The organism is Burkholderia sp. E168m15, from assembly GCF_016586105.1.
GTDB classification, from domain to species: Bacteria; Pseudomonadota; Gammaproteobacteria; order Burkholderiales; family Burkholderiaceae; genus Burkholderia; species Burkholderia orbicola.
Window position 1 is genome coordinate 1 of record NZ_BCPO01000116.1, and the last position, 19,938, is coordinate 19,938.

General features: G+C 68.2%; 20 protein-coding genes and 1 pseudogene. 13 read left to right on the forward strand and 8 right to left on the reverse strand.

The features are described from left to right. From JMF86_RS18335 to JMF86_RS18350, 4 genes and pseudogenes are all read left to right on the forward strand, one after another. Positions 1–574 (forward strand): annotated as a pseudogene (locus tag JMF86_RS18335) (chemotaxis protein CheA); the annotation flags it as partial. A gap of 155 nt (positions 575–729) precedes the next feature. Beyond that, positions 730–1,314, forward strand: a complete 585-nt coding sequence (locus tag JMF86_RS18340; RefSeq protein ID WP_011547317.1) for a hypothetical protein — start codon at positions 730–732, stop codon at positions 1,312–1,314. A gap of 135 nt (positions 1,315–1,449) precedes the next feature. Further along, complete coding sequence (locus JMF86_RS18345; protein ID WP_011694786.1) at positions 1,450–2,847, forward strand: sigma-54 dependent transcriptional regulator; 1,398 nt, start codon at positions 1,450–1,452, stop codon at positions 2,845–2,847. 130 nt (positions 2,848–2,977) lie between these two features. After that, entirely contained in the window at positions 2,978–3,484 is a 507-nt protein-coding gene (locus tag JMF86_RS18350) for a hypothetical protein (protein WP_011547319.1), read from the forward strand. Positions 3,485–3,509: 25 nt separating this feature from the next. Here JMF86_RS18350 and JMF86_RS18355 read toward each other — a convergent pair whose 3' ends face one another. After that, positions 3,510–4,001, reverse strand: a complete 492-nt coding sequence (locus JMF86_RS18355) for a hypothetical protein (protein ID WP_011547320.1) — start codon at positions 3,999–4,001, stop codon at positions 3,510–3,512. A 376-nt stretch (positions 4,002–4,377) separates the two neighbouring features. On the opposite strand from JMF86_RS18355, the gene JMF86_RS18360 reads away from it, so the two are divergent. Further along, on the forward strand, positions 4,378–5,055 hold the full coding sequence (locus tag JMF86_RS18360; RefSeq protein ID WP_011547321.1) for a response regulator transcription factor: 678 nt from the start codon (positions 4,378–4,380) through the stop codon (positions 5,053–5,055). 52 nt (positions 5,056–5,107) lie between these two features. Here JMF86_RS18360 and JMF86_RS18365 read toward each other — a convergent pair whose 3' ends face one another. Continuing rightward, complete coding sequence (locus JMF86_RS18365; protein ID WP_041489369.1) at positions 5,108–6,661, reverse strand: methyl-accepting chemotaxis protein; 1,554 nt, start codon at positions 6,659–6,661, stop codon at positions 5,108–5,110. A gap of 248 nt (positions 6,662–6,909) precedes the next feature. Here JMF86_RS18365 and panE point away from each other — a divergent pair, with 248 nt between their 5' ends. The 8 genes from panE (at position 6,910) to JMF86_RS18405 (ending at position 16,185) form a co-directional block, all read left to right on the forward strand. Next, the gene (gene panE, locus JMF86_RS18370; RefSeq protein ID WP_011547323.1) at positions 6,910–7,857 is read left to right on the forward strand and encodes a 2-dehydropantoate 2-reductase; all 948 of its coding nucleotides are present in this window, start codon (positions 6,910–6,912) and stop codon (positions 7,855–7,857) included. 250 nt (positions 7,858–8,107) lie between these two features. After that, positions 8,108–9,067, forward strand: coding sequence for an AraC family transcriptional regulator (locus JMF86_RS18375; RefSeq protein WP_011547324.1), 960 nt, complete (start codon positions 8,108–8,110; stop codon positions 9,065–9,067). A gap of 120 nt (positions 9,068–9,187) precedes the next feature. Next, entirely contained in the window at positions 9,188–10,135 is a 948-nt protein-coding gene (locus JMF86_RS18380) for a substrate-binding domain-containing protein (protein ID WP_011694785.1), read from the forward strand. Further along, a complete protein-coding gene (locus JMF86_RS18385; RefSeq protein WP_374039671.1) occupies positions 10,054–11,718 on the forward strand; it encodes a sugar ABC transporter ATP-binding protein in 1,665 nt (554 codons plus the stop codon). Before JMF86_RS18380 ends, JMF86_RS18385 begins: the two co-directional genes overlap by 82 nt. After that, positions 11,705–12,718: an ABC transporter permease gene (locus JMF86_RS18390; protein ID WP_011354493.1), complete on the forward strand. Its 1,014-nt coding sequence runs from the start codon at positions 11,705–11,707 to the stop codon at positions 12,716–12,718. Before JMF86_RS18385 ends, JMF86_RS18390 begins: the two co-directional genes overlap by 14 nt. 46 nt (positions 12,719–12,764) lie before the next feature. Further along, positions 12,765–13,853, forward strand: coding sequence for an erythritol/L-threitol dehydrogenase (locus tag JMF86_RS18395; RefSeq protein WP_011547327.1), 1,089 nt, complete (start codon positions 12,765–12,767; stop codon positions 13,851–13,853). 29 nt (positions 13,854–13,882) lie between these two features. Beyond that, on the forward strand, positions 13,883–15,430 hold the full coding sequence (locus JMF86_RS18400) for an FGGY-family carbohydrate kinase (RefSeq protein WP_011547328.1): 1,548 nt from the start codon (positions 13,883–13,885) through the stop codon (positions 15,428–15,430). Next, complete coding sequence (locus JMF86_RS18405; RefSeq protein WP_041489370.1) at positions 15,427–16,185, forward strand: SDR family oxidoreductase; 759 nt, start codon at positions 15,427–15,429, stop codon at positions 16,183–16,185. Before JMF86_RS18400 ends, JMF86_RS18405 begins: the two co-directional genes overlap by 4 nt. A gap of 51 nt (positions 16,186–16,236) precedes the next feature. Here JMF86_RS18405 and JMF86_RS18410 read toward each other — a convergent pair whose 3' ends face one another. From JMF86_RS18410 to JMF86_RS18435, 6 genes are all read right to left on the reverse strand, one after another. Beyond that, positions 16,237–16,377: a hypothetical protein gene (locus JMF86_RS18410; RefSeq protein ID WP_012339712.1), complete on the reverse strand. Its 141-nt coding sequence runs from the start codon at positions 16,375–16,377 to the stop codon at positions 16,237–16,239. A gap of 173 nt (positions 16,378–16,550) precedes the next feature. Continuing rightward, on the reverse strand, positions 16,551–17,135 hold the full coding sequence (locus JMF86_RS18415) for an NTP transferase domain-containing protein (protein ID WP_011547331.1): 585 nt from the start codon (positions 17,133–17,135) through the stop codon (positions 16,551–16,553). A gap of 102 nt (positions 17,136–17,237) precedes the next feature. Beyond that, complete coding sequence (locus JMF86_RS18420) at positions 17,238–17,930, reverse strand: M15 family metallopeptidase (protein ID WP_011547332.1); 693 nt, start codon at positions 17,928–17,930, stop codon at positions 17,238–17,240. A gap of 247 nt (positions 17,931–18,177) precedes the next feature. Beyond that, positions 18,178–18,414, reverse strand: coding sequence for a type II toxin-antitoxin system Phd/YefM family antitoxin (locus JMF86_RS18425; protein ID WP_041489371.1), 237 nt, complete (start codon positions 18,412–18,414; stop codon positions 18,178–18,180). Positions 18,415–18,499: 85 nt separating this feature from the next. Next, positions 18,500–19,183, reverse strand: a complete 684-nt coding sequence (locus tag JMF86_RS18430) for a Fe2+-dependent dioxygenase (RefSeq protein ID WP_011547334.1) — start codon at positions 19,181–19,183, stop codon at positions 18,500–18,502. Next, a complete protein-coding gene (locus JMF86_RS18435) occupies positions 19,180–19,935 on the reverse strand; it encodes a tetratricopeptide repeat protein (RefSeq protein WP_201317100.1) in 756 nt (251 codons plus the stop codon). Before JMF86_RS18435 ends, JMF86_RS18430 begins: the two co-directional genes overlap by 4 nt. Positions 19,936–19,938 lie beyond the last annotated feature (3 nt).

Genomic DNA, 19,938 nt, shown 5'->3' on the forward strand with positions numbered 1-19,938 from the left:
CGCACCGGTCGCCGATACGAAGGCAGCGGAGCCCGTGCAGCCGGTCGTCGACAAAGCCGCCGAGCCTGCCCCGACGGTTGCCGACAAAGCTCCCGAGGCTGCTCCGGCGGTTGCCGACAAGACGCCCGAGCCTGCCCCGGCCGTCGCGGACAAGGCCCCCGAGCCTGCCCAGCCCGTCGCCGACAAGGCGCCGGAGCCGATGCCAGCCGCGACCGACACGGCCCAGGCCGTCGGCGAGCCGGTTGCCGAACCGATGCCGGCGGCAGCCGTCGTCGCGGCGCCTGCCGCCGATGCGAAGGCGGCCGAGCCGGCGCCGCAGGCGACCGCCGAAGCGCCTGCACCGGCGGCCCCGCAGCCTGCCGTCGCCGCTGCGCCTGCCGACATGCCGGCAGCGGACGCGAAAGTCCCGGACGCGGTCGAATCGGCTGGCACCGCGGCTGCACAAGCCGCCGGCATGCCTGCGCTGACCGATCCGGCGCAAGCGTTGCCGCCGGCCACGGTCGACAAGCAGGCCGCACCGGCTGCACCGGTCGCGCCGGCGCCGACCGTCATCTCGACGAGTACCTCGTCGTAGGCGTGCGGGCCGGTTTGCCGTGCGACCGGCGCGCGGGTCGCACGGCAGGCGCTCGGCCCGATGCCCGACAGTCTTTTCCGGTTTGACGGGTGTTGCTCCCATCCCCGAGGTCAACACCTCTTTTTGCGTGACGAGGATGCAAGGAGGCCTCAATCATGAGGATCTTTTTGATCGCTTTGTGGCTGGCCAGCGTGCAGGCCGCTGCGCAGTCGGTTTTCCAGAATCCCGCGGTCTTCGTCATCCTGAGCGAGCAGACCCTCGCGAATGCCGCGAGCGTCCAGCAGGCGCTGTCGACGCTCGGCCGTCCCGACAACACGGCATGCGCGCCGATGATGATGATCGGCGATCCGCAGATGATCTACATGATGCCGGAAGCGGGTCACGCGCCGTCGTGGCAATCGCCGGTGTACGGCCGCGGTGCGCCGTTCGACGCGCAGAACGGGCCGAAGTCGACCGGCAAGACGGTCGGCGCGATGCAGCACACCGAGGACATGCAGACGCAGCCGTGGAGCGACGGCAGCGCGATCACGCAGCAGATCGCGGGCGAGTCGAGCGTCACGGCGGCGGAGCGGGTGAACGAATGGCGGCACGCCGGGCTCGACCGGATCGAGACGGCCCGCGCGTCGGACGTGACGGTGAACGGCAAGACCTACCGCGCCTATCGCGACGATCTCAACGGCTCGACGAAGCCTGTCGTCGAGCCGCAGATCTACACGCAGCGCGTCGTGTTCTGCCGATGACGCGGTATCGATTCGAGGACGGAGCGGCGCCGCGCCGCGGGACCACGGGCCCCGCCGCGCACGATCGGGCAACGGCCGCTCCGATACATACCCTTATGCGGCGAGGCGATCGTGAACCATTGCTGTCAGCTGAGCATGTCGGGCCCGCGGGATGTCGAACGGCTGGTGAGCGCGCTGCCGTTCATCGCGGTCCGGCACAATCCCGTCGCGCCGTCGCGGCCGCTCGTCTACCTGTCGCAGCAACACGATGCAGCGCTCGTCGATGTGCTCGCGTCGCGCGGCTGGGACGTATGGCGCGCCAAAACCGTCGCGGACGCGCTGAATCTCGTCAAGGCGAACCGTCCGCATGCGGGCATCGTCGATTTCGGCAGCTTCGCGTCGCCGGACGTCGCGTCGTTCGAGGCGCTGCTGCGTGACCCGCGGGTCGGCTGGGTCGCGCTCGCCGACGGCGAGCGGCTGCGCAACATCACGATCGCGCGCCTGATCCGCCACTGCTGCTTCGACTACGTGCGCAATGCAGGGGCCTACACGACGATCGGCTATCTCGTCGGCCATGCGTACGGGATGCTGAAGCTCGCGGACGGCGACCCGGCCGCGGAGGCGCCGCCGCCCGGCGGCACGATGATCGGCGCGTGCGGCGCGATGCGCCGGCTGTTCGCGACGATCCGCAAGGTCGCGAACACCGAGGCGACCGTGTTCATCGCCGGCGAATCCGGCACCGGCAAGGAACTGACGGCGGCGGCGATCCATCGGCAGTCGTCGCGTGCCGACGCACCGTTCGTCGCCGTGAACTGCGCGGCCATCCCGACGACGCTGCTGCAGGCCGAACTGTTCGGCCACGAGCGCGGCGCGTTCACCGGCGCGCACCAGCGCAAGATCGGCCGCATCGAGGCCGCGCACGGCGGCACGCTGTTTCTCGACGAAATCGGCGACATGCCGTTCGAGAGCCAGGCGAGCCTGCTGCGGTTCCTGCAGGAAGGCAAGATCGAGCGGCTCGGCGGGCATGCGTCGATTCCGGTCGACGTGCGGATCGTGTCGGCGACCCACGTCGATCTCGAGGCCGCGATGCAGGCCGGGCGATTCCGCGCCGACCTGTATTACCGCCTGTGCGTGCTGCGGATCGACGAGCCGCCGCTGCGCATGCGCGGCCGCGACATCATGCTGCTCGCCGACGACGTGCTGCGGCGCTATCGCGACGACGGCTCGTACCGGATTCGCGGCTTCACGCCGTGCGCGATCGAGGCGATCCACAACTATCCGTGGCCCGGCAACGTGCGCGAGCTGATCAACCGGATCCGCTTCGCGGTCGTGATGACGAACGGCCCGCTGATCTCGGCCGCCGATCTCGAATTGCGTCCGTACACGTCGCTGCGGCCGCCGACGCTCGCGCAGGCGCGCCGGCAGGCCGAGCGGCACGCGATCGAGGAAACGCTGCTGCGTCACCGCCACCAGCATGCGGACGTCGCGGCGGAGCTCGGCATCTCGCGCGCGACGCTCTACCGTCTGATGATCGCGCACGGGCTGCACAGCTGACGCGCCATGGCGCGCGACCGCTCAAGACCTCGCGGCGGCGGCCGTTAAGACATGAAATGGCCCGGCCGGCACGCGCGCATCGAGGTGCGCGCGACCGGCACGCGGCGCATCACGTTCATCCGAGGTCATCGTGGCAGAGTGCAGTCACTGCGGCAGGACGTTCCTGCTCGGCGGGCAGTCGATCGACGGGCGCCGCTATTGCGGCCCGGCATGCGCGCACGCGCATCCGGTCGTCGTCGAGGCCGAACGGGTGCCCGACGCGAAGGTCCGGCAGTACGTCGACGACTGGCGCTACGGGCCATGCCCGATCTGCCTGCGAGAAGGGCGGCCGGTCGACGTTCACGCGTCGCATCGCGTCGTGTCGCTCCTGTTCGTCACGCGCTGGGCGACGCGGCGCCACGTGTGCTGCCGCCGCTGCGGGCGCAGGAAGCAGGCGCTCGCGCTGCTCGCGTCGGCCACGCTCGGCTGGTGGGGGTTGCCGTGGGGTATCGTGCTGACGCCGATCCAGCTCGCGCGCAACCTGCTGGGCCTCGCCGCGCGCGACCCGGAGGTCGCGACGCAGCAGTTCGAGCAGCTCGTGCGGCGCAAGCTGGCCGCACGCCGGCTCGCGCGCGCGGAGCGCGGCGCCGGCGCCTGATCGCGCGTCGGCGCACCGTGCGGGCTCAGGCAGGCCGGTCGAAGCCCGAGGCGACCCAGCGTTCGGCGCTGGCCTTGTTGAGCTTGAACCCGGCCGACACCTTCGCGTCGGCCAGCAGCTCGCCATACGGATCGAATGCCTTGAGCTGCGCATACGGCTCGAACTCGTCCGGCACGATGTCGAGCGTCACCGACACATCCTGCCCGGCTTCGTCCTGCACCGTCACTTCCTTGTGCAGCAGCGCGCGCCGCTGCTGTTCGTGCCGCATCAGCACTTCGGTCGCGGTTTTCACGAGCGTGCGGAACGCGTTCGCGTCCATCGGCTTCGGGTTCTTCTTGTCGCGGCCCATGGTCCACGGCCCGACGAGCGCGGGCTCGGACTCGCCGTCCTTGACCATCTCGACGGCCCAGCCGTCGTCGTCTTCGTTCTTGATGATGCGGGCCGTCCAGCCGTTGTCGCGCCAGAGGCCGTCTTCGTGGATGGAGGTGTCGTCGGATTGCAGGTCGGAATCGGTCATGAGGAAAGCGGGCGGTACGGGCAAAGCCGGCGAACGGGCGGGGCGCGCGGCCGGCAGCGGCGCGTCGCTCGCCGCCGGCGGGCCGGGGTGGCATGCAAAGGCGCAATTTTACCTGCTGACCGGCCGCGCGGCGCGCGACCCTGGCCGTCGGGCCGATGCCGCTGCAATCGACCGCCGGCCGCCGGGCGTCGGACCGGTGCAAATATCAAACCCGTATTACGTCTGCGGCGGCCAATTCGTACGCCGTCCGATATCGCGTCCCCGCGCACGTTCATAGAATCGACGTTCGGGCTAAAAATAGCCTGAACGTCCTTTCAACGCCCAACCCGCCGCACACATTCGCGTGGCGCGGCCGGTGAATTACCAGGAACTGCGCATGAGGAAATTCAATGTTCGCATCGTCTTCGCGTACGACTGGCCGTTGACGCTGGCCGGTATCGAGCAGATCGCAGGCGGCAGCTGCGCGATCGAGCTCGTCGCGGTCTACCGGAGCGCGGCCGAACTGGTCGCGTCGCTCGGCGGCGTCGACTGCGACATCGTGCTGGTCGACTATGCGATTCGCGGCGACGAGCAGATGGACGGCCTCGCGCTGTTCGACTGGCTGCGCCGCATGCGGCCGAACGTCGGGATCGTCGCGCTGGTCGCCAACGAGAATCCGCTGATCTTCCGCTCGATCCTGGGGATTGGCCACGTGAGCGTCGTCAGCAAGCTCGACGAGGTCGGCCACATCGTCACGGCGATCCATTCGAGTTACAGCGGCGGCGCCTATCTGTCGCCGTCCGTCCGGCGCGCGGTCGACGCGCTCGGCACGCGCGGCGACCCGCCCGTGAAGCTGTCGGCGCGCGAGATCGAGGTGATTCGACTGTATCTGTCGGGCGTGCCGATCAAGACGATCGCACAGCGCCTGAGCAAGGGCAAGCAGACGGTCAGCGCGCAGAAGATCAGCGCGATGAAGAAGCTCGGCGCGAACAACGACGTCGAGCTGATTCAGCGCGCGGCGGGGCTGGGGCTCGGGAGCGGGGAGGCCGCGCTGCGGGCGGGCAGCGCGGCGTGAGGGGGCCGGCGGTGTGAGGGCTGGGCGGGGCGGCGTGAGCGGCAGGGCGCCGTCAGACCGGCAACGCGAACCGCGTCACCGCGTCGCGCAGCGCCTCGGCCTGATCGCGCAGCGAATGCGCGGCTGCCGCGGCCTGTTCGACGAGCGCCGCGTTCTGCTGCGTGACCTGGTCCATCTCGCCCACCGCGCGGTTGACCTGCTCGATCCCGGCGCTCTGCTCGCGCGATGCGTGGCTGATTTCGTCGAGGATCTCGTTCACGCGCCGCACCGACTGCACGATCTCGGCCATCGTCTCGCCTGCATGCGTGACGAGCGTCGCGCCGTGCTGGACCGTCTCGTTCGACGACACGATCAGCGACTTGATCTCCTTGGCCGCCGTCGCCGAGCGTTGCGCGAGCGATCGCACTTCGGCCGCGACCACCGCGAAGCCGCGGCCCTGTTCGCCCGCGCGGGCCGCTTCCACGGCCGCGTTCAGTGCGAGGATGTTGGTCTGGAACGCGATCCCGTCGATCACGCCGATGATGTCGCCGATCTTGTGCGAGCGGTCGGTGATCTCGTTCATCGTGCGCACGACGTCGTCGACCACTTCGCTGCCGCGCGTCGCGACCTGCGCGGCCTGGCCGGCGAGCGACGCGGCCTGCGCGGCGCTGTCCGCGTTCTGCTTCACGTTCGCGGTCATCTCGTCCATGCTCGACGCGGTTTGCACGAGCGCGGCCGCCTGTTCCTCGGTGCGCTGCGACAGGTCCGTGTTGCCGGATGCGATTTCGCTCGCGCCCACGTTGATGTTCTCGGTGCCCATCCGGACGCGCGACACCATGTCGATCAGCCCGCCTTGCATCGTGTGCAGCGCGTGCAGCAGGCTGCCGCGATCGTCGTGCTTAACGGTTACTCGCGCGGTCAGGTCGCCCTGCGCGATGCGCTGCGCGGCGTCGAGCGCCGCTTCGAGTTCGCCGCCGAGGCTCGCGCGCACGCTTTTCAGCACCAGCACCATCACGGCCGTCGCGATCGCGCCGAGCACGGCCGTCATCGCCAGCCAGCGGCCGATGCTCGCGAGTACCGCCGAGCGCACGTCGTTCATGTACATGCCGGTCACCAGGTACCAGTCCCACGGCGCGAAGCGCTGCACGGCGCTGGTTTTCTCCTGCGGCTTGTCCGCGCCCGGCTTCGGCCACAGATATTCGACGAAGCCCTTGCCGCCTTCCGCGTTGCCGGCCTTCACGATCTCGACGAACAGGTGCTTGCCGTTCGGATCGGTGAAGTTCGACACGTCCTTGCCGTTGAGCTCGGCCTTGATCGGATGCATCACGATCACCGGTTTCGAATCGTTGATCGAGATATAGCCGTCGGCGCCGTGGCGCATCGCGGCGATCGCCTCGATCGCCTTCTGCTTCGCGTCGGCTTCCGGCATCACGTTCTGCTGCGACAGCTTGTAGTAGTGATCGGTCACGCTCGCGGCCTGCGCGACCAGCGATGCGAGCTGGTCGCGGCGGTCCGCGATCATCGACGCGCGGGTCTGCCATGCGCCGAGCCCGGCGATCACGAGCAGGCCGAGCCACAGGATGACGATCATCGAGGCGAGTTTCTGATTCAGGGAAAGATTGCGCATGGTATGAGGTCGGTCAGTCGTGGAAGCTCGCCGGAGCGGCGTGACGGGATAAGTGGTTTGACGGCGCGCCATGCGCGTCGCCGTAGACGGGAAATCCCTTAGAAGCCGTCATTTCCCCATGCCCGCGACGCGAGCGCGGGCATCTATGCATATGCATAACAGCGGCCGCTATACTGTCGGGCGACGGTCGGCGTCGCGCCTCGCACGGGCGGCAGCGCGACGCCGACCGAAACCGAAAGGAGGCAACGATGCGGATTCTGGTGGTAGGGGCCGGCGCGGTCGGCGGATACTTCGGCGGCCGGCTGGTCGCGGCGGGGCGCGACGTGACGTTCCTGGTGCGCGACGGCCGCGCTGCCGCGCTCGCGCGCGACGGGCTGCTGATCCGCAGCCCGCGCGGCGACCTGACGCTCGCGAACGTGCAGACCGTGCGCGCGGGCGATGCAGGCGCCGGCGTCGCGCCGTTCGACCTCGTGCTGCTGAGCTGCAAGGCGTACAGCCTCGACGACGCGATTGCATCGTTCGCGCCGTTCGTCGGCCCGCAGACATTGATCCTGCCGATGCTCAACGGGATGCGCCATCTCGACGTGCTGCGCGAGCGCTTCGGCGCCGCGCCGGTGCTCGGCGGGTTGTGCGTGATCGCGGCGACGCTCGATCGCGAGCAGCGCATCGTGCACCTGAACGACACGCACGGCGTATCGTTCGGCGAGCTTGCCGGCGGCGAATCGCCGCGCGTGCGCGCGGTGGCCGACGTGCTCGGCGGCGCGGGTTTCGACGCCACGCTCAGCGACGACATCGCCGCGCGGATGTGGGACAAGTGGGTGTTCCTCGCGACGCTCGCCGCGAGTACGTCGCTGTTTCGCGGTTCGATCGGCGACATTCTCGCCGCGCCGGACGGCCGCCGCCTGCTCGAGACGATGCTCGCCGAATGCAGCGCGATCGCGGAACACAACGGCCACCGGCCCGATCCGGCGGCCAGCGAGCGGATGCAGCGGATGGTGCTGACGCCGTCGCCGCTGACCGCGTCGATGCTGCGCGACGTCGAGAACCACGCGCGCGTCGAAGCCGATCACGTGATCGGCGACCTGCTCGCGCGGCGCGACCCGCAGGCGACAGACACGCTGTCGCTGCTGCGGATCGCGTACAACCACCTGAAGACGTACGAGGTACGCACGGCGCGCGAGCACGCGGCGGCATAAGCCGGTGCTGGCCGTGGCGCGGGCGGCCGCCCGCGTCGTTCCGCGCTGCAACAAATTTGCCATCCGGCGCCATTTCAGCCGGTGGGCGGCAAAAAAGTATCGAAAATCAGGCGTAAAGTTGGTGGAGCCGCGCGCTCGATCGACCTACATTGCTTCCCATGCGACCGGTCGCATCGCCGCGCGAGACACGCGGCGATGCGCGCACAGCCGAACAGGCCGGCCAGCAATATATGGGAATGGAGACGCCAACATGATGCACCCCGATCTCGAAGTGGTCGACGTGCGACGCGACGAGTCGTTCAAGGTCTGGTCGCACGGCTATCCGTACCGCACGATCCGCTGGCATTTCCATCCCGAATTCGAGCTGCACCTGATCGTCGCGACGCACGGCAAGTATTTCGTCGGCGATCACATCGGCTCGTTCGGCCCCGGCCATCTCGTGCTGCTGGGCCCGAACCTGCCGCACAACTGGGTCAGCGACATGGCCGAAGGCGAAACCGTCGAGCGCCGCAATCTCGTGATCCAGTTCGATCCGTCGTTCGTGCGCCGCTGCATGGACGCGTTCCCCGAATGCCGCGATGCGCAGACGCTGCTGGACGACGCGCGGCGCGGGGTCGGCTTCGACGCCGCGACGAGCGCTGCAATCGCGCCGTTGTTCGATGAACTGTTGACCGCGCGCGGCATGCGCCGCATCGCGCTGTTCATGACGATCCTGGAGCGGCTGTGCGGCGCGGCCGAACGCACGCTGCTCGCGAGCCCCGCGTACGACCAGGCCGACGTCACGCCCACGCGCCTGAGCCACGCGCTGTCGTATATCGGCAAGAACCTCGCATCCGAGCTGCGCGAATCCGATCTCGCGCAACTGACCGGGCAGAGCGTCAGCGCGTTCTCGCGCACGTTCCATCGCCATACCGGCATGCCGTTCGTCCAGTACGTGAATCGTCTGCGGATCGAGTCCGCCTGCCAGATGCTGCTCGCCGACGACGCGAGCATCACCGACATCTGTTTCCAGGCCGGCTTCAACAACGTGTCGAACTTCAACCGCCAGTTCCGCGCGGTGAAGGGGATGGCGCCGTCCGAATTCCGCGCGCTGCAGCGCCTGAACGCGCGCAGCCGCGAGCTGGCGCTGCATGCGGCGCCGACCGGTAATCCGCTGCCGCCGCGCGTGCTGACGCCCGGTGCGCCCGAACTCACGCCGCAGCCCGGATGACCGCCGGGCCGTTGCCCGCCTGAGTTTCCCCGCCGTTTTACCCCGCCGATCGCGTCGCTCACGTCGCGAGGGGCGTATTCACCCACGAAAAAGCCGCACACAATTTTTGGAGACACCGTCATGACGCACGCATCGCCCGCTACATCCCCCCGTCGCGCCGCCCGCCTGGCGGCCGTTGCCGCGCTCGCCGGCGCGGCCCTGTTGCCCGCCGCCGCCGCCGCGCATGCCGCGCCGCTGCGGATCGGCATGACGTTCCAGGAACTGAACAACCCGTACTTCGTGACGATGCAGAAGGCGCTGAACGACGCGGCCGCGTCGATCGGTGCGCAGGTCGTCGTCACCGACGCGCATCACGACGTCAGCAAGCAGGTGAGCGACGTCGAGGACATGCTGCAGAAGAAGATCGACATCCTGCTCGTGAACCCGACCGATTCGACCGGCATCCAGTCGGCGATCACGCAGGCGAAGAAGGCGGGCGCGGTGGTCGTCGCCGTCGATGCGAACGCGAACGGCCCGGTCGATTCGTTCGTCGGCTCGAAGAATTACGACGCGGGCGTGATGTCGTGCGAATACCTCGCGAAGGCGATCGGCGGCAGCGGCGAGGTCGCGATCCTCGACGGCATTCCGGTCGTGCCGATTCTCGAACGCGTGCGCGGCTGCAAGGCCGGGCTCGCGAAATTCCCGAACGTGAAGCTCGTCGACACGCAGAACGGCAAGCAGGAGCGCGCGACCGCGCTGTCGGTCACCGAGAACATGATCTCCGCGCATCCGAACCTGAAGGGCCTCTTCAGCGTGAACGACGGCGGCTCGATGGGCGCGCTCGCCGCGATCGAGGGTTCCGGCAAGGACATCAAGCTGACGAGCGTCGACGGCGCACCCGAGGCGATCGCCGCGATCCAGAAACCGAACTCGAAGTTCATCGAGACGACCGCGCAGTTCCCGGCCGACCAGGTGCGCATCGCGCTCGGCATCGCGATCGCGCGCAAGTGGGGCGCGACGGTGCCGAAGGCGATTCCCGTCGACGTGAAGGTCGTCGATCGCGGCAACGCGAAGGGTTTCAGCTGGTGAACGACGTGCGACGCGACGCGAAGGGCGGCGGCGTGGCCGACGCCCTTCGCACGGAGAAGCCGATGGACACGATACTCAGGCTCAGCCACATCACGAAAAGCTTTCCCGGCGTGAAGGCGCTGTCCGACATCGATCTGGAAATCGCGCGCGGCGAGATCCATGCGCTGCTCGGCGAGAACGGCGCGGGCAAGTCGACGCTGATGAAGATCCTGTGCGGCATCCACCAGCCGGATGCCGGTACGATCGAGATCGACGGCGCCGCGCGCCATTTCGCGGATTATCACGACGCGGTCGCGGCCGGCGTCGGCATCGTGTTTCAGGAGTTCAGCCTGATTCCGCACCTCGATGCCGTCGACAACCTGTTCCTCGGCCGCGAGCTGCGCAATCGCTGGGGCGCGCGCGACCGCAAGCGGATGCGCGCGGCGGCCGCGGCCATCTTCGCGCGCCTGGGCGTGGCGATCGATCTGGATGCGCCGATCCGTACGCTGTCGGTCGCGCAGCAGCAGTTCGTCGAGATCGGCAAGGCGCTGTCGCTCGACGCGCGCATCCTGATCCTCGACGAACCGACCGCGACGCTTACGCCGGCCGAGGCCGAGCACCTGTTCGCGATCATGCGCGAGCTGAAGCGGCAGGGCGTCGCGATGATCTTCATCTCGCATCACCTCGACGAAATCTTCGTGGTGTGCGACCGCATTACGGTGCTGCGCGACGGCCAGTACGTCGCGACGACCGAGGTCGCGCGCACCGACGTCGAGCAACTGGTGCGCATGATGGTCGGTCGCCGGATCGAAAGCAGCTTTCCGCCGAAGCCGGTATTGCCGGCCGACGCGCCGGCCGTGCTCGAAGTCGATGCGCTGCAGATCGAGCGCGACGGCCCGGTGAACCGCTTCGCGCTGCGTGAAGGCGAGATCCTCGGTTTCGCGGGGCTCGTCGGTTCGGGACGCACCGAAACCGCGCTCGCGGTGATCGGCGCGACGCGCGCGCATCGCAAGGAACTGCGCGTGCGCGGCGCGGCGGCGAAGCTCGCCGATCCGGCCGATGCGTTGCGCGCGGGCATCGGCATTCTGCCGGAAAGCCGCAAGACGGAAGGGCTCGTCACGTCGTTCTCGATTCGCGACAACATCTCGCTGAACAACCTCGGCAAGTACCGGTCGATGCGCTGGCTGATCGACCGGCGCGGCGAAGCGCGCACCACGCACGACGTGATGCGGCGCGTCGGCGTGAAGGCGCCGTCGATCCACACCGAGGTCGCGACGCTGTCCGGCGGCAACCAGCAGAAGGTCGTGATCGCGCGCTGGCTGAACCATCACACGTCGGTGCTGATCTTCGACGAGCCGACGCGCGGCATCGACGTCGGCGCGAAAGCCGAAATCTACGGGCTGATGCGCGAACTCACCGCGCGCGGCTACGCCATCATCATGATCTCGTCCGAATTGCCGGAAATCGTCGGCATGTGCGATCGCGTCGCCGTGTTCCGGCAGGGCCGCATCGAGGCGACGCTCGAAGGCGACGAGATCGATCCCGACACGGTCATGACCTATGCCACGGCCGGCACGCGAGGAGCGACCCATGAACCTGCCTGATTCTTCTTCCACGCCTTCCACGACGCTCGCGGCCACCGCCGGAAACGGCGACGCGCCGCCGCCCCGCGCGATGTGGGCGCAGTTGCGCCGCTCGACGCTGTTCTATCCGCTCGTCGGCCTGATCGTCGTGTGCATCGCGATGATGATCGCGAGCCCCAGCTTCCTGTCCGCCGCGAACCTCGAGAACGTGCTGCGCCAGGTGTCGATCAACGCGATCATCGCGGTCGGCATGACCTGCGTGATCCTGACCGGCGGGATCGACCTGTCGGTCGGCTCGGTGATGGCGCTGTCGGGCACGCTCGCGGCCGGGTTGATGGTCGCGGGCGTCAACGCGGTCGCCGCGCTGGCGATCGGCATCGCGGTCGGCCTCGGCTTCGGCTTCCTGAACGGCGTGTTCGTCGCGTTCGCCGGGATGCCGCCGATCATCGTCACGCTCGCGACGATGGGCATCGCACGCGGCCTCGCGCTGATCTACACGGGCGGCTATCCGATCGACGGGCTGCCCGACTGGGTCGCGTTCTTCGGCAGCGGCAAGGTGCTCGGCATCCAGGCGCCGGTGCTGATCATGCTGGTGGTCTATGCGATCGCGTGGCTGCTGCTCGACCGGATGCCGTTCGGCCGCTACGTGTATGCGATCGGCGGCAACGAGCAGGCGACGCGGCTCACCGGCGTGCGAGTCGCGCGCGTGAAGCTGATCGTCTACACGCTGGCCGGGCTCACGTCGGCGCTCGCCGCGATCGTGCTGACCGGACGCCTGATGAGCGGGCAGCCGAACGCGGGCGTGGGCTTCGAACTCGACGCGATCGCGGCCGTCGTGATGGGCGGCACGTCGATCTCCGGCGGGCGCGGGGCGATCCTCGGCACGCTGGTCGGCGCGCTGCTGCTCGGCGTGCTCAACAACGGGCTCAACATGATCGGCGTGAACCCGTATGTGCAGAACGTGATCAAGGGCGGAATCATCCTGCTCGCGATCTACATCAGCCGTGAGCGATCGCGGTAACGATCAATCAATCAGCCATCCGAATCACTCAGGAAAGAGACAACTCATGACGACACCCGAAGCCCAGCCGCGCATGACCGCGGTCGTCTGCCACGGCCCCGAGGACTATCGCGTCGAGCAGGTCGCGAAGCCGAATCCCGGCGCGAACGAACTCGTGATCCGCATCGCCGCGTGCGGGATCTGCGCGAGCGACTGCAAGTGCTACACCGGCGCCAAGATGTTCTGGGGCGGCCCCAGCCCGTGGGTGAAGGCGCCGGTCATTCCCGGCCATGAATTCTTCGGCCATGTCGAGGCGCTCGGCGACGGCGCGGCCGAGCATTTCGGCGTGGCGCTGGGCGACCGCGTGATCGCCGAGCAGATCGTGCCGTGCGGCAAGTGCCGCTACTGCAAGTCGGGCCAGTACTGGATGTGCGAGGTACACAATATCTTCGGTTTCCAGCGCGAGGTCGCCGACGGCGGGATGGCCGAGTACATGCGCATTCCGCCGACCGCGATCGTTCACAAGATTCCGCTCGGCGTATCGCTCGAGGATGCGGCGATCATCGAGCCGCTGTCGTGCGCGATCCACACGGTGAACCGCGGCGACGTCCAGCTCGACGACGTCGTCGTGATCGCGGGCGCGGGCCCGCTCGGGCTGATGATGACGCAGGTCGCGCACCTGAAGACGCCGAAGAAACTCGTCGTGATCGACCTGATCGACGAACGGCTCGAACTCGCGCGCCAGTACGGCGCCGACGTGACGATCAACCCGCAGCGCGACGACGCGCGCGAGATCGTCCGCGCGCTCACCGACGGCTACGGCTGCGACGTGTACATCGAGACGACCGGCGCGCCGGTCGGCGTGAACCAGGGGCTCGACCTGATCCGCAAGCTCGGCCGCTTCGTCGAATTCAGCGTGTTCGGCGAGGATGCGACCGTCGATTGGTCGATCATCGGCGACCGCAAGGAGCTCGACGTACGCGGTGCGCACCTCGGGCCATACTGCTATCCGGTCGCGATCGACCTGCTCGCGCGCGGGCTCGTCACGTCGAAGGGCATCGTCACGCACGGTTTCGCGCTGGAAGACTGGGACGATGCGATCCGTGTCGCGAAATCGCCCGAATCGATCAAGGTGCTGCTGAAGCCGGCCCGCTGACGGCCGGCGTGCGCCTCACCGGAGACATCATGGAATACGTCATAGGCGTCGACATCGGCACGCAGAGCACCAAGGCGCTGCTCGTCGACCGGCACGGCACGATCGTCGCGCGGCGCTCGTCCGGCTACCAGCCCGATACGCCGCGTCCGCTGTGGGCCGAGCAGTGGCCGCAGGTGTGGTTCGACGCGGTGCGCGACTGCATCGCGGGCTGCGTGAGCGACGCGCGGGCGCAGGGCGTGCCGGCCGACGCGATCCGTGCGGTGTGCGTGAGCAGCCTGTACGGCGGCTCGGGCATCCCGGTCGACATCGACATGCGGCCGCTGCATCCGTGCCTGATCTGGATGGACCGGCGCGCGACCGCCGAAGTCGACTGGGTCAACGAACACGTGAACGTCGAGCGGCTACGCGTGATCACCGGCAACGGCGTCGACAGCTACTACGGCTTCACCAAGATGCTGTGGCTGCGCGATCAGCGGCCCGACGTGTGGGCGAACGTGCGCTATTTCCTGCCGCCGAACGCGTACGTGATCTACCTGCTGACCGGCGAAGTCGCGGTCGACCACAGTTCGGCCGGCAATATCGGCGGCGTGTACGACGTCGCGCGTCGCGAGTGGTCCGACGACGCGCTCGACATGCTCGGCATTCCGGCGACGATGATGCCCGAGCGGCTGGTCGATTCGACGGACGTCGTCGGCGGCCTGCTGTCGCAATGGACCGCGCAATTCGGGCTGCCGGCGGGCACGCCGGTCGTCGCGGGCGGCGTCGATGCCGCAGTGGCGACCTTCGCGGCCGGCGCGACGCGTACCGGGCAGCACGTCGCGATGATCGGCACCAGCATGTGCTGGGGTTACGTGAACCGGCATGTCGATGCGCGCCATGGCCTCGTCAGCATGCCGCACGTGTTCGACGGGCAGCGCGACCTGTATGTGTTCGGCGGGGCAATTACGGCCGGCGCGTCGGTCGCGTGGTTTCGCGACCAGTTCTGCCACGCGGAAATCGATGCGGCGCGCCTGTTGCCGCACGGCGATCCGCACGTGCTGCTCGAGGAGGCGGCCGAGCGCGTGCCGGCCGGCGCCGACGGCGTGCTGTTCCTGCCATACCTGATGGGCGAGCGCAGCCCGGTATGGGACGCGAAGGCGAGCGGCGCGTTCGTCGGGCTGAGTCTCGCGCATACCCGTGCGCATCTTTATCGTGCGGTGCTCGAAGGCGTCGCGTTCGCGTTGCGCCACAACATCGAGGCCGGCCGCCGCGGCGCGGTGGCGCTGGACGACCGATTGATCGTCGTCGGCGGCGCCGCGCATTCGGCGCTGTGGATGCAGATCATCGCGGACGTGACGGGCTTTCCGGTATGGACGATCGAGCAGGACGTCGAAGCCGCGATGGGCGCCGCGCTGCTCGCGGGCGTCGGCGCGGGGCTCGTGTCGCGCGATGACGCGCAGGGCGGCTGGGTCACACTCGTCGAGCGTGCACGGCCCGATGCCGATCGCGTGCAAACGTACGACGCGCGTTTTGCGCTCTACACGGCGCTGTATCCGGCACTCAAGCCGATCATGCACAGGCTGGGCACGTCATCATGAACACACGATTCGATTTCAGCGGGGCAACGATGCTCGTCACGGGTGCCTCGAGCGGAATCGGCCGCGCATGCGCGGTCGCGCTGGCGCAGGCGGGTGCGCGCGTCGTCGCGGCGGGGCGCGACATGGCCGCGCTCGACACGCTCGCCGGCGAGATTGCGTGCGATACGTTGCGCCTGGATGTCGGCGGCGATCAACACGCGATCGACGCAGCACTCGCCGCGTACGACGCGTTCGACGGCCTCGTCAATTGTGCGGGGATCGCGTCGCTCGAACCGGCTCTCGAGGTCTGCGCCGCGCAGTTCGACCACGTGATGGCCGTCAATGCGCGCGGCGCGGCGCTCGTCGCGCGGGCCGTGGCGCGCAAGATGATCGAACGCGACGGACGCGGCGCGGCGCACGCACGGGGCAGCATCGTCAACGTGTCGAGTCAGGCGGCGCTCGTCGGCCTGCCCGCGCATCTGAGCTATTGCGCATCGAAGGCAGCGATGGACGCGATCACGCGCGTGCTGTGCATCGAACTCGGGCCGCACGGCATTCGTGTGAACAGTGTGAACCCGACCGTCACGCTCACGCCGATGGCGCAGTTCGCGTGGAGCGAACCGGAGAAGCGTGCGCCGATGCTCGCTGCGATTCCGCTCGGCCGGTTCGCGGAGCCGCACGAAGTCGTCGAACCGATCCTGTTTTTGCTGAGCGATGCGGCGTCGATGATCAGCGGCGTGTCGTTGCCGATCGACGGCGGATATACCGCGCGCTAGGCCCCGTTACGGCAGTAGCGCGCTGCATTCGCGGAGCGGGGCAGTGTGCGGCTAGACCGGGTCCTTGCTCGGTGGACCGTCCGGCTGCTGCGGGTTGTCGTGATGGCCGGGTGGCGACGAGAACGGATCGTCTTCCGGATCGCGGTTCGGATCGGCCGGTGGCTCGGGCGTCGGGGTCGTGTGATCGCTCATGGAGAACTCGTGCAGTGCGTGACGGCGGTGGCGCGGCGGACGCGCCTCGTCTCCGTTATAGGCAATCGGGCACGCGTTTGCAGCGGGATTCTTGTTACGGGGCGTCGATCGTCGGAGAAATTCGCTTATTGGCGGTGTTCGTGCGGGATACTGCACGGCCCGTGCGATCGAAGTCAGCGCAAATCCGCCGGGGTATCGACGTCGCGCAGGATGCCGGGATCGTCGACGTCGAGCAGCGTCACCGGCGCGCTGGCGAACAGTGCGCGGGCGCCCGTGTCGCCGTCGAGGGCGGCGAGCGCATCGAAGTGGTGCGCGGCAAAACCGACCGGATGGCCGCGTACGCCGCGATGCGCGGGTGCGACGATCGACGCGTCGTCGGTTTCGAGTGCGCGTGCGACCGTTTCGTAGGTGGACGCCGCGATCCACGGCATGTCGCCGAGCGCGACGAGCCAGCCATTCGCGTCGGGGGTCGTGCGGACGCCGGCCGCGAGGCTCGCGCCCATGCCGCGCAACGCGTCGGGTGCATACACGACCTGGCAGCCAGCTTCGTTCAGCAGCATCGCAAGCTTTTCGGCGCCGGGACGCACGACGGCGATCACGTCGGCGGTGGCGGCCGCGAGACGGCGGGCGGCGGCGACTGCGACCGGCGTGCCGTCGGGAAGCCGAGCGAGCAGCTTGCTGTGCAGACCGCTCGGGTCGAAGCGTTGACCAAGGCCGCCGGCGAGCAGGACGCCGGTGGCGAGTGACGCATAGGACATCGGCGCGGGGGGAGTGAGGCAGGTGCTGCGATTGTGCGGGAGCACACGGGGATCGGCAAGTGAGGATGTTACCGAGTCACGTATGCCGGATCGGGAAAACCGTCATCGCGACGCTTCGTCGAGCATGCTTTCCTCGACGGGACCGTAAATTGCGTGTGATTCGTTCTGCATGACGGCCCAATAGCGGTCGCCGAACGACCAATGCCACCATTCGGACGGGTAATTCGTGAAGCCGGCGCGGGTCAGCGCGCCGATCAGGATCTGGCGGTTTCGCGCGGCCGCGCGGCTGATGAATGTGTTGTGCGTGTAGCACGCGCCGGACGATTCCTGGTCGGTGGCGTTCATGATGGTGCCCATGTCGATCTCGATGCCTTCCGCCGAGATCAGCGTGAGGTCGATGGCGGCGCCCGTCGGATGGGCGGCGACTTCCGGCAGTGCGACGTAGTGGCTGGTCAGGGCGACCAGGGTGTCTTCGTCCGGCAGCGGATTCAGCGTCCGGCGCAGATGCGCGAGATGCTCGGTGAAGGACCGGCGCTGCAGGGCCAGCGGGCGATAGCCTTCCTTGACGTACAGGCGCAGGCCGGCGGGCAACGCGTGCGCGGCGGCGATCAGCCGTTCCGCCACACTGCGACGCACTTTCAGGAAATGCGGGCTCCTGCTTTCGATATCGCGGCGGTCGAGATCGACGGCGATGCGGTCATGGAAGCCTGCGAGATCGACGAACCCTTCGTGTGACTCTTGCAGGGCGATCGAGCGGACGGCGGGATCGGAGAGCGGTATCACGGTAGCGGGCAAGTGGCGCGAGGACGGTTGCGGGCCGCGGGCCGATGTTGAATGGGGCGGCCGCGGTCGTTTTGGTCAGACGAATCGGCAATATGCCAGAGTCGGGCGGAAGATGCGCGGCGGTTCGAGCTACGGGGCCGGCGACGCTTACCAAAGCGTCCTGACGTGCGCGTACGCGCGGATTTTTTCGTCGCGGGTGATCAACCGAGCGCAGAGTCGCCCGCTGCCCATCACGCCGATGCATGCGTATCCAGCACGATCACAGCGACGTCTCCCAATCCTCTTTCGCAATCGGATCGAGAGGATTGTCGTAGCGCATGACCGAACCACGCAATATGTCCAGCGGCTGAGCTTCGCGCGAGCGATACGGTCGAATCTCGAGCGTCGGTTTGCCGTGGTCGGTGACGATCAGGTCTTCGCCCGACGCTTCGATGAGCCGGAGGTGTTCGAGTGCGCGAGCCTTGAATTCGGATTTCGATACGGGAGTGAGCGGCATCGCGATATGAGTGGGGTCATTTGACGAGATCGTTTTGGACCCGTCTTTCGACGCGGCGCGAGCGCCGGCGCGCGACCGACTCAGGCTACGCATCCGCCCACTTCCTCAACAGATTGTGATAAATCCCGGTGAGCGAAATGACCACCGGGTCCTTCGCCCCTTTTTCTGCGGAAAGCGCCTGAATCTGCGTATCGAGCTGAAACAGCAGCGTGCGATCACCGTCGTCGCGCACCATGCTCTGAATCCAGAAGAATGACGCGACGCGCTCGCCACGCGTCACAGGCGTCACGTGATGCAGGCTCGACGCCGGATACAGCACGAGGTCGCCCGCCGGCAGCTTCGCACGATGCACGCCGTACGTATCCTCGACGCACAGCTCGCCGCCGTCGTACGCATCGGGTTCCTCGAGAAACAGCGTCGCCGACAGATCGCTGCGCACGCGGAAATCCGTGCCACGCAGCAGCCGGATCGCGTTGTCGACGTGCGTGCCGAACGTCTCGCCGCCTTCATAGCGATTGAACAGCGGCGGAAACACCTTGAGCGGCAGCGCCGCCGAAAAGAACAGCGGATGGCGGGCGAGCGCATCCTGGATCGCGTCGCCGACGGTGCGCGCGACCGGCGAGCCTTCCGGCAATTGCCGATTCCGTTTCGCGAGCGCCGACTGCGCGCCGGACGTCGCGTTGCCGTCGACCCAGTCGGCGGTATCGAGCATCTCGCGGCATTGCGCGACCTGTGCCTTGGTTAGTACACCGGGGATATGAAGCATCATGATGCGAATTCCATGGCGTGCGGTGCCAGCTGCATGGCCACCGAACGAAAAGCGTCGAGCGGCGACGACACGAGATACGCGCGCATCTTCGCGATGAATGCGGGTGTCGCGGTGGCCGGCACCCGCGCGAGCCACGCGAGCGCTTCGTCGATGCGTCCGCGCTCGGCGAGCAGCCGTGCATAGTTGAACTGGCCGCGGAAGTCCCCGGCAATGGCGGCGCGGCGATAGTGGTCGAACGCGGCGTCGGTGTCGACCGCTACGACCCAGCCGTCCTCGTAGAACCCGCCGATCAGGTTGATCGATTTCGCATGGCCGAGCGCGGTCGCGCGGCGGAACCAGTCGAGCGCGTCGGCGCGGTTCTCGTCGACGCCGTGGCCGAGGGCGAGTGCGGTCGCGTAGTTGTACATGCCCCAGTCGAGGCCCGCCTGCGCGGCGAGCCGGTACCAGTACACGGCGACCGGCGCGCAGGCGGCCGTGCCCCAGCCGAACTCGTAGCAGCGCCCGAGCATGTTCATCGCCATCGGGTGGCCGGCCCGCGCGGCATGCCGGAACCAGTTGAACGCGGCGGCCGGATCGCGTGCGACGCCGTGCCCGTCGAGCAGGTATTGCCCGTACACGGCCTGTGCGTCGACGATGCCGTGGTCGGCCGCCGCGGCGACCCACGCGGCGGCGCGCTCGGGCGGCCCGGCCAGGATGTCGGCGAACTCGCGCGGCGATACCGACGCGAGCGCTTTCAGCGACACGGCTTCCATCGA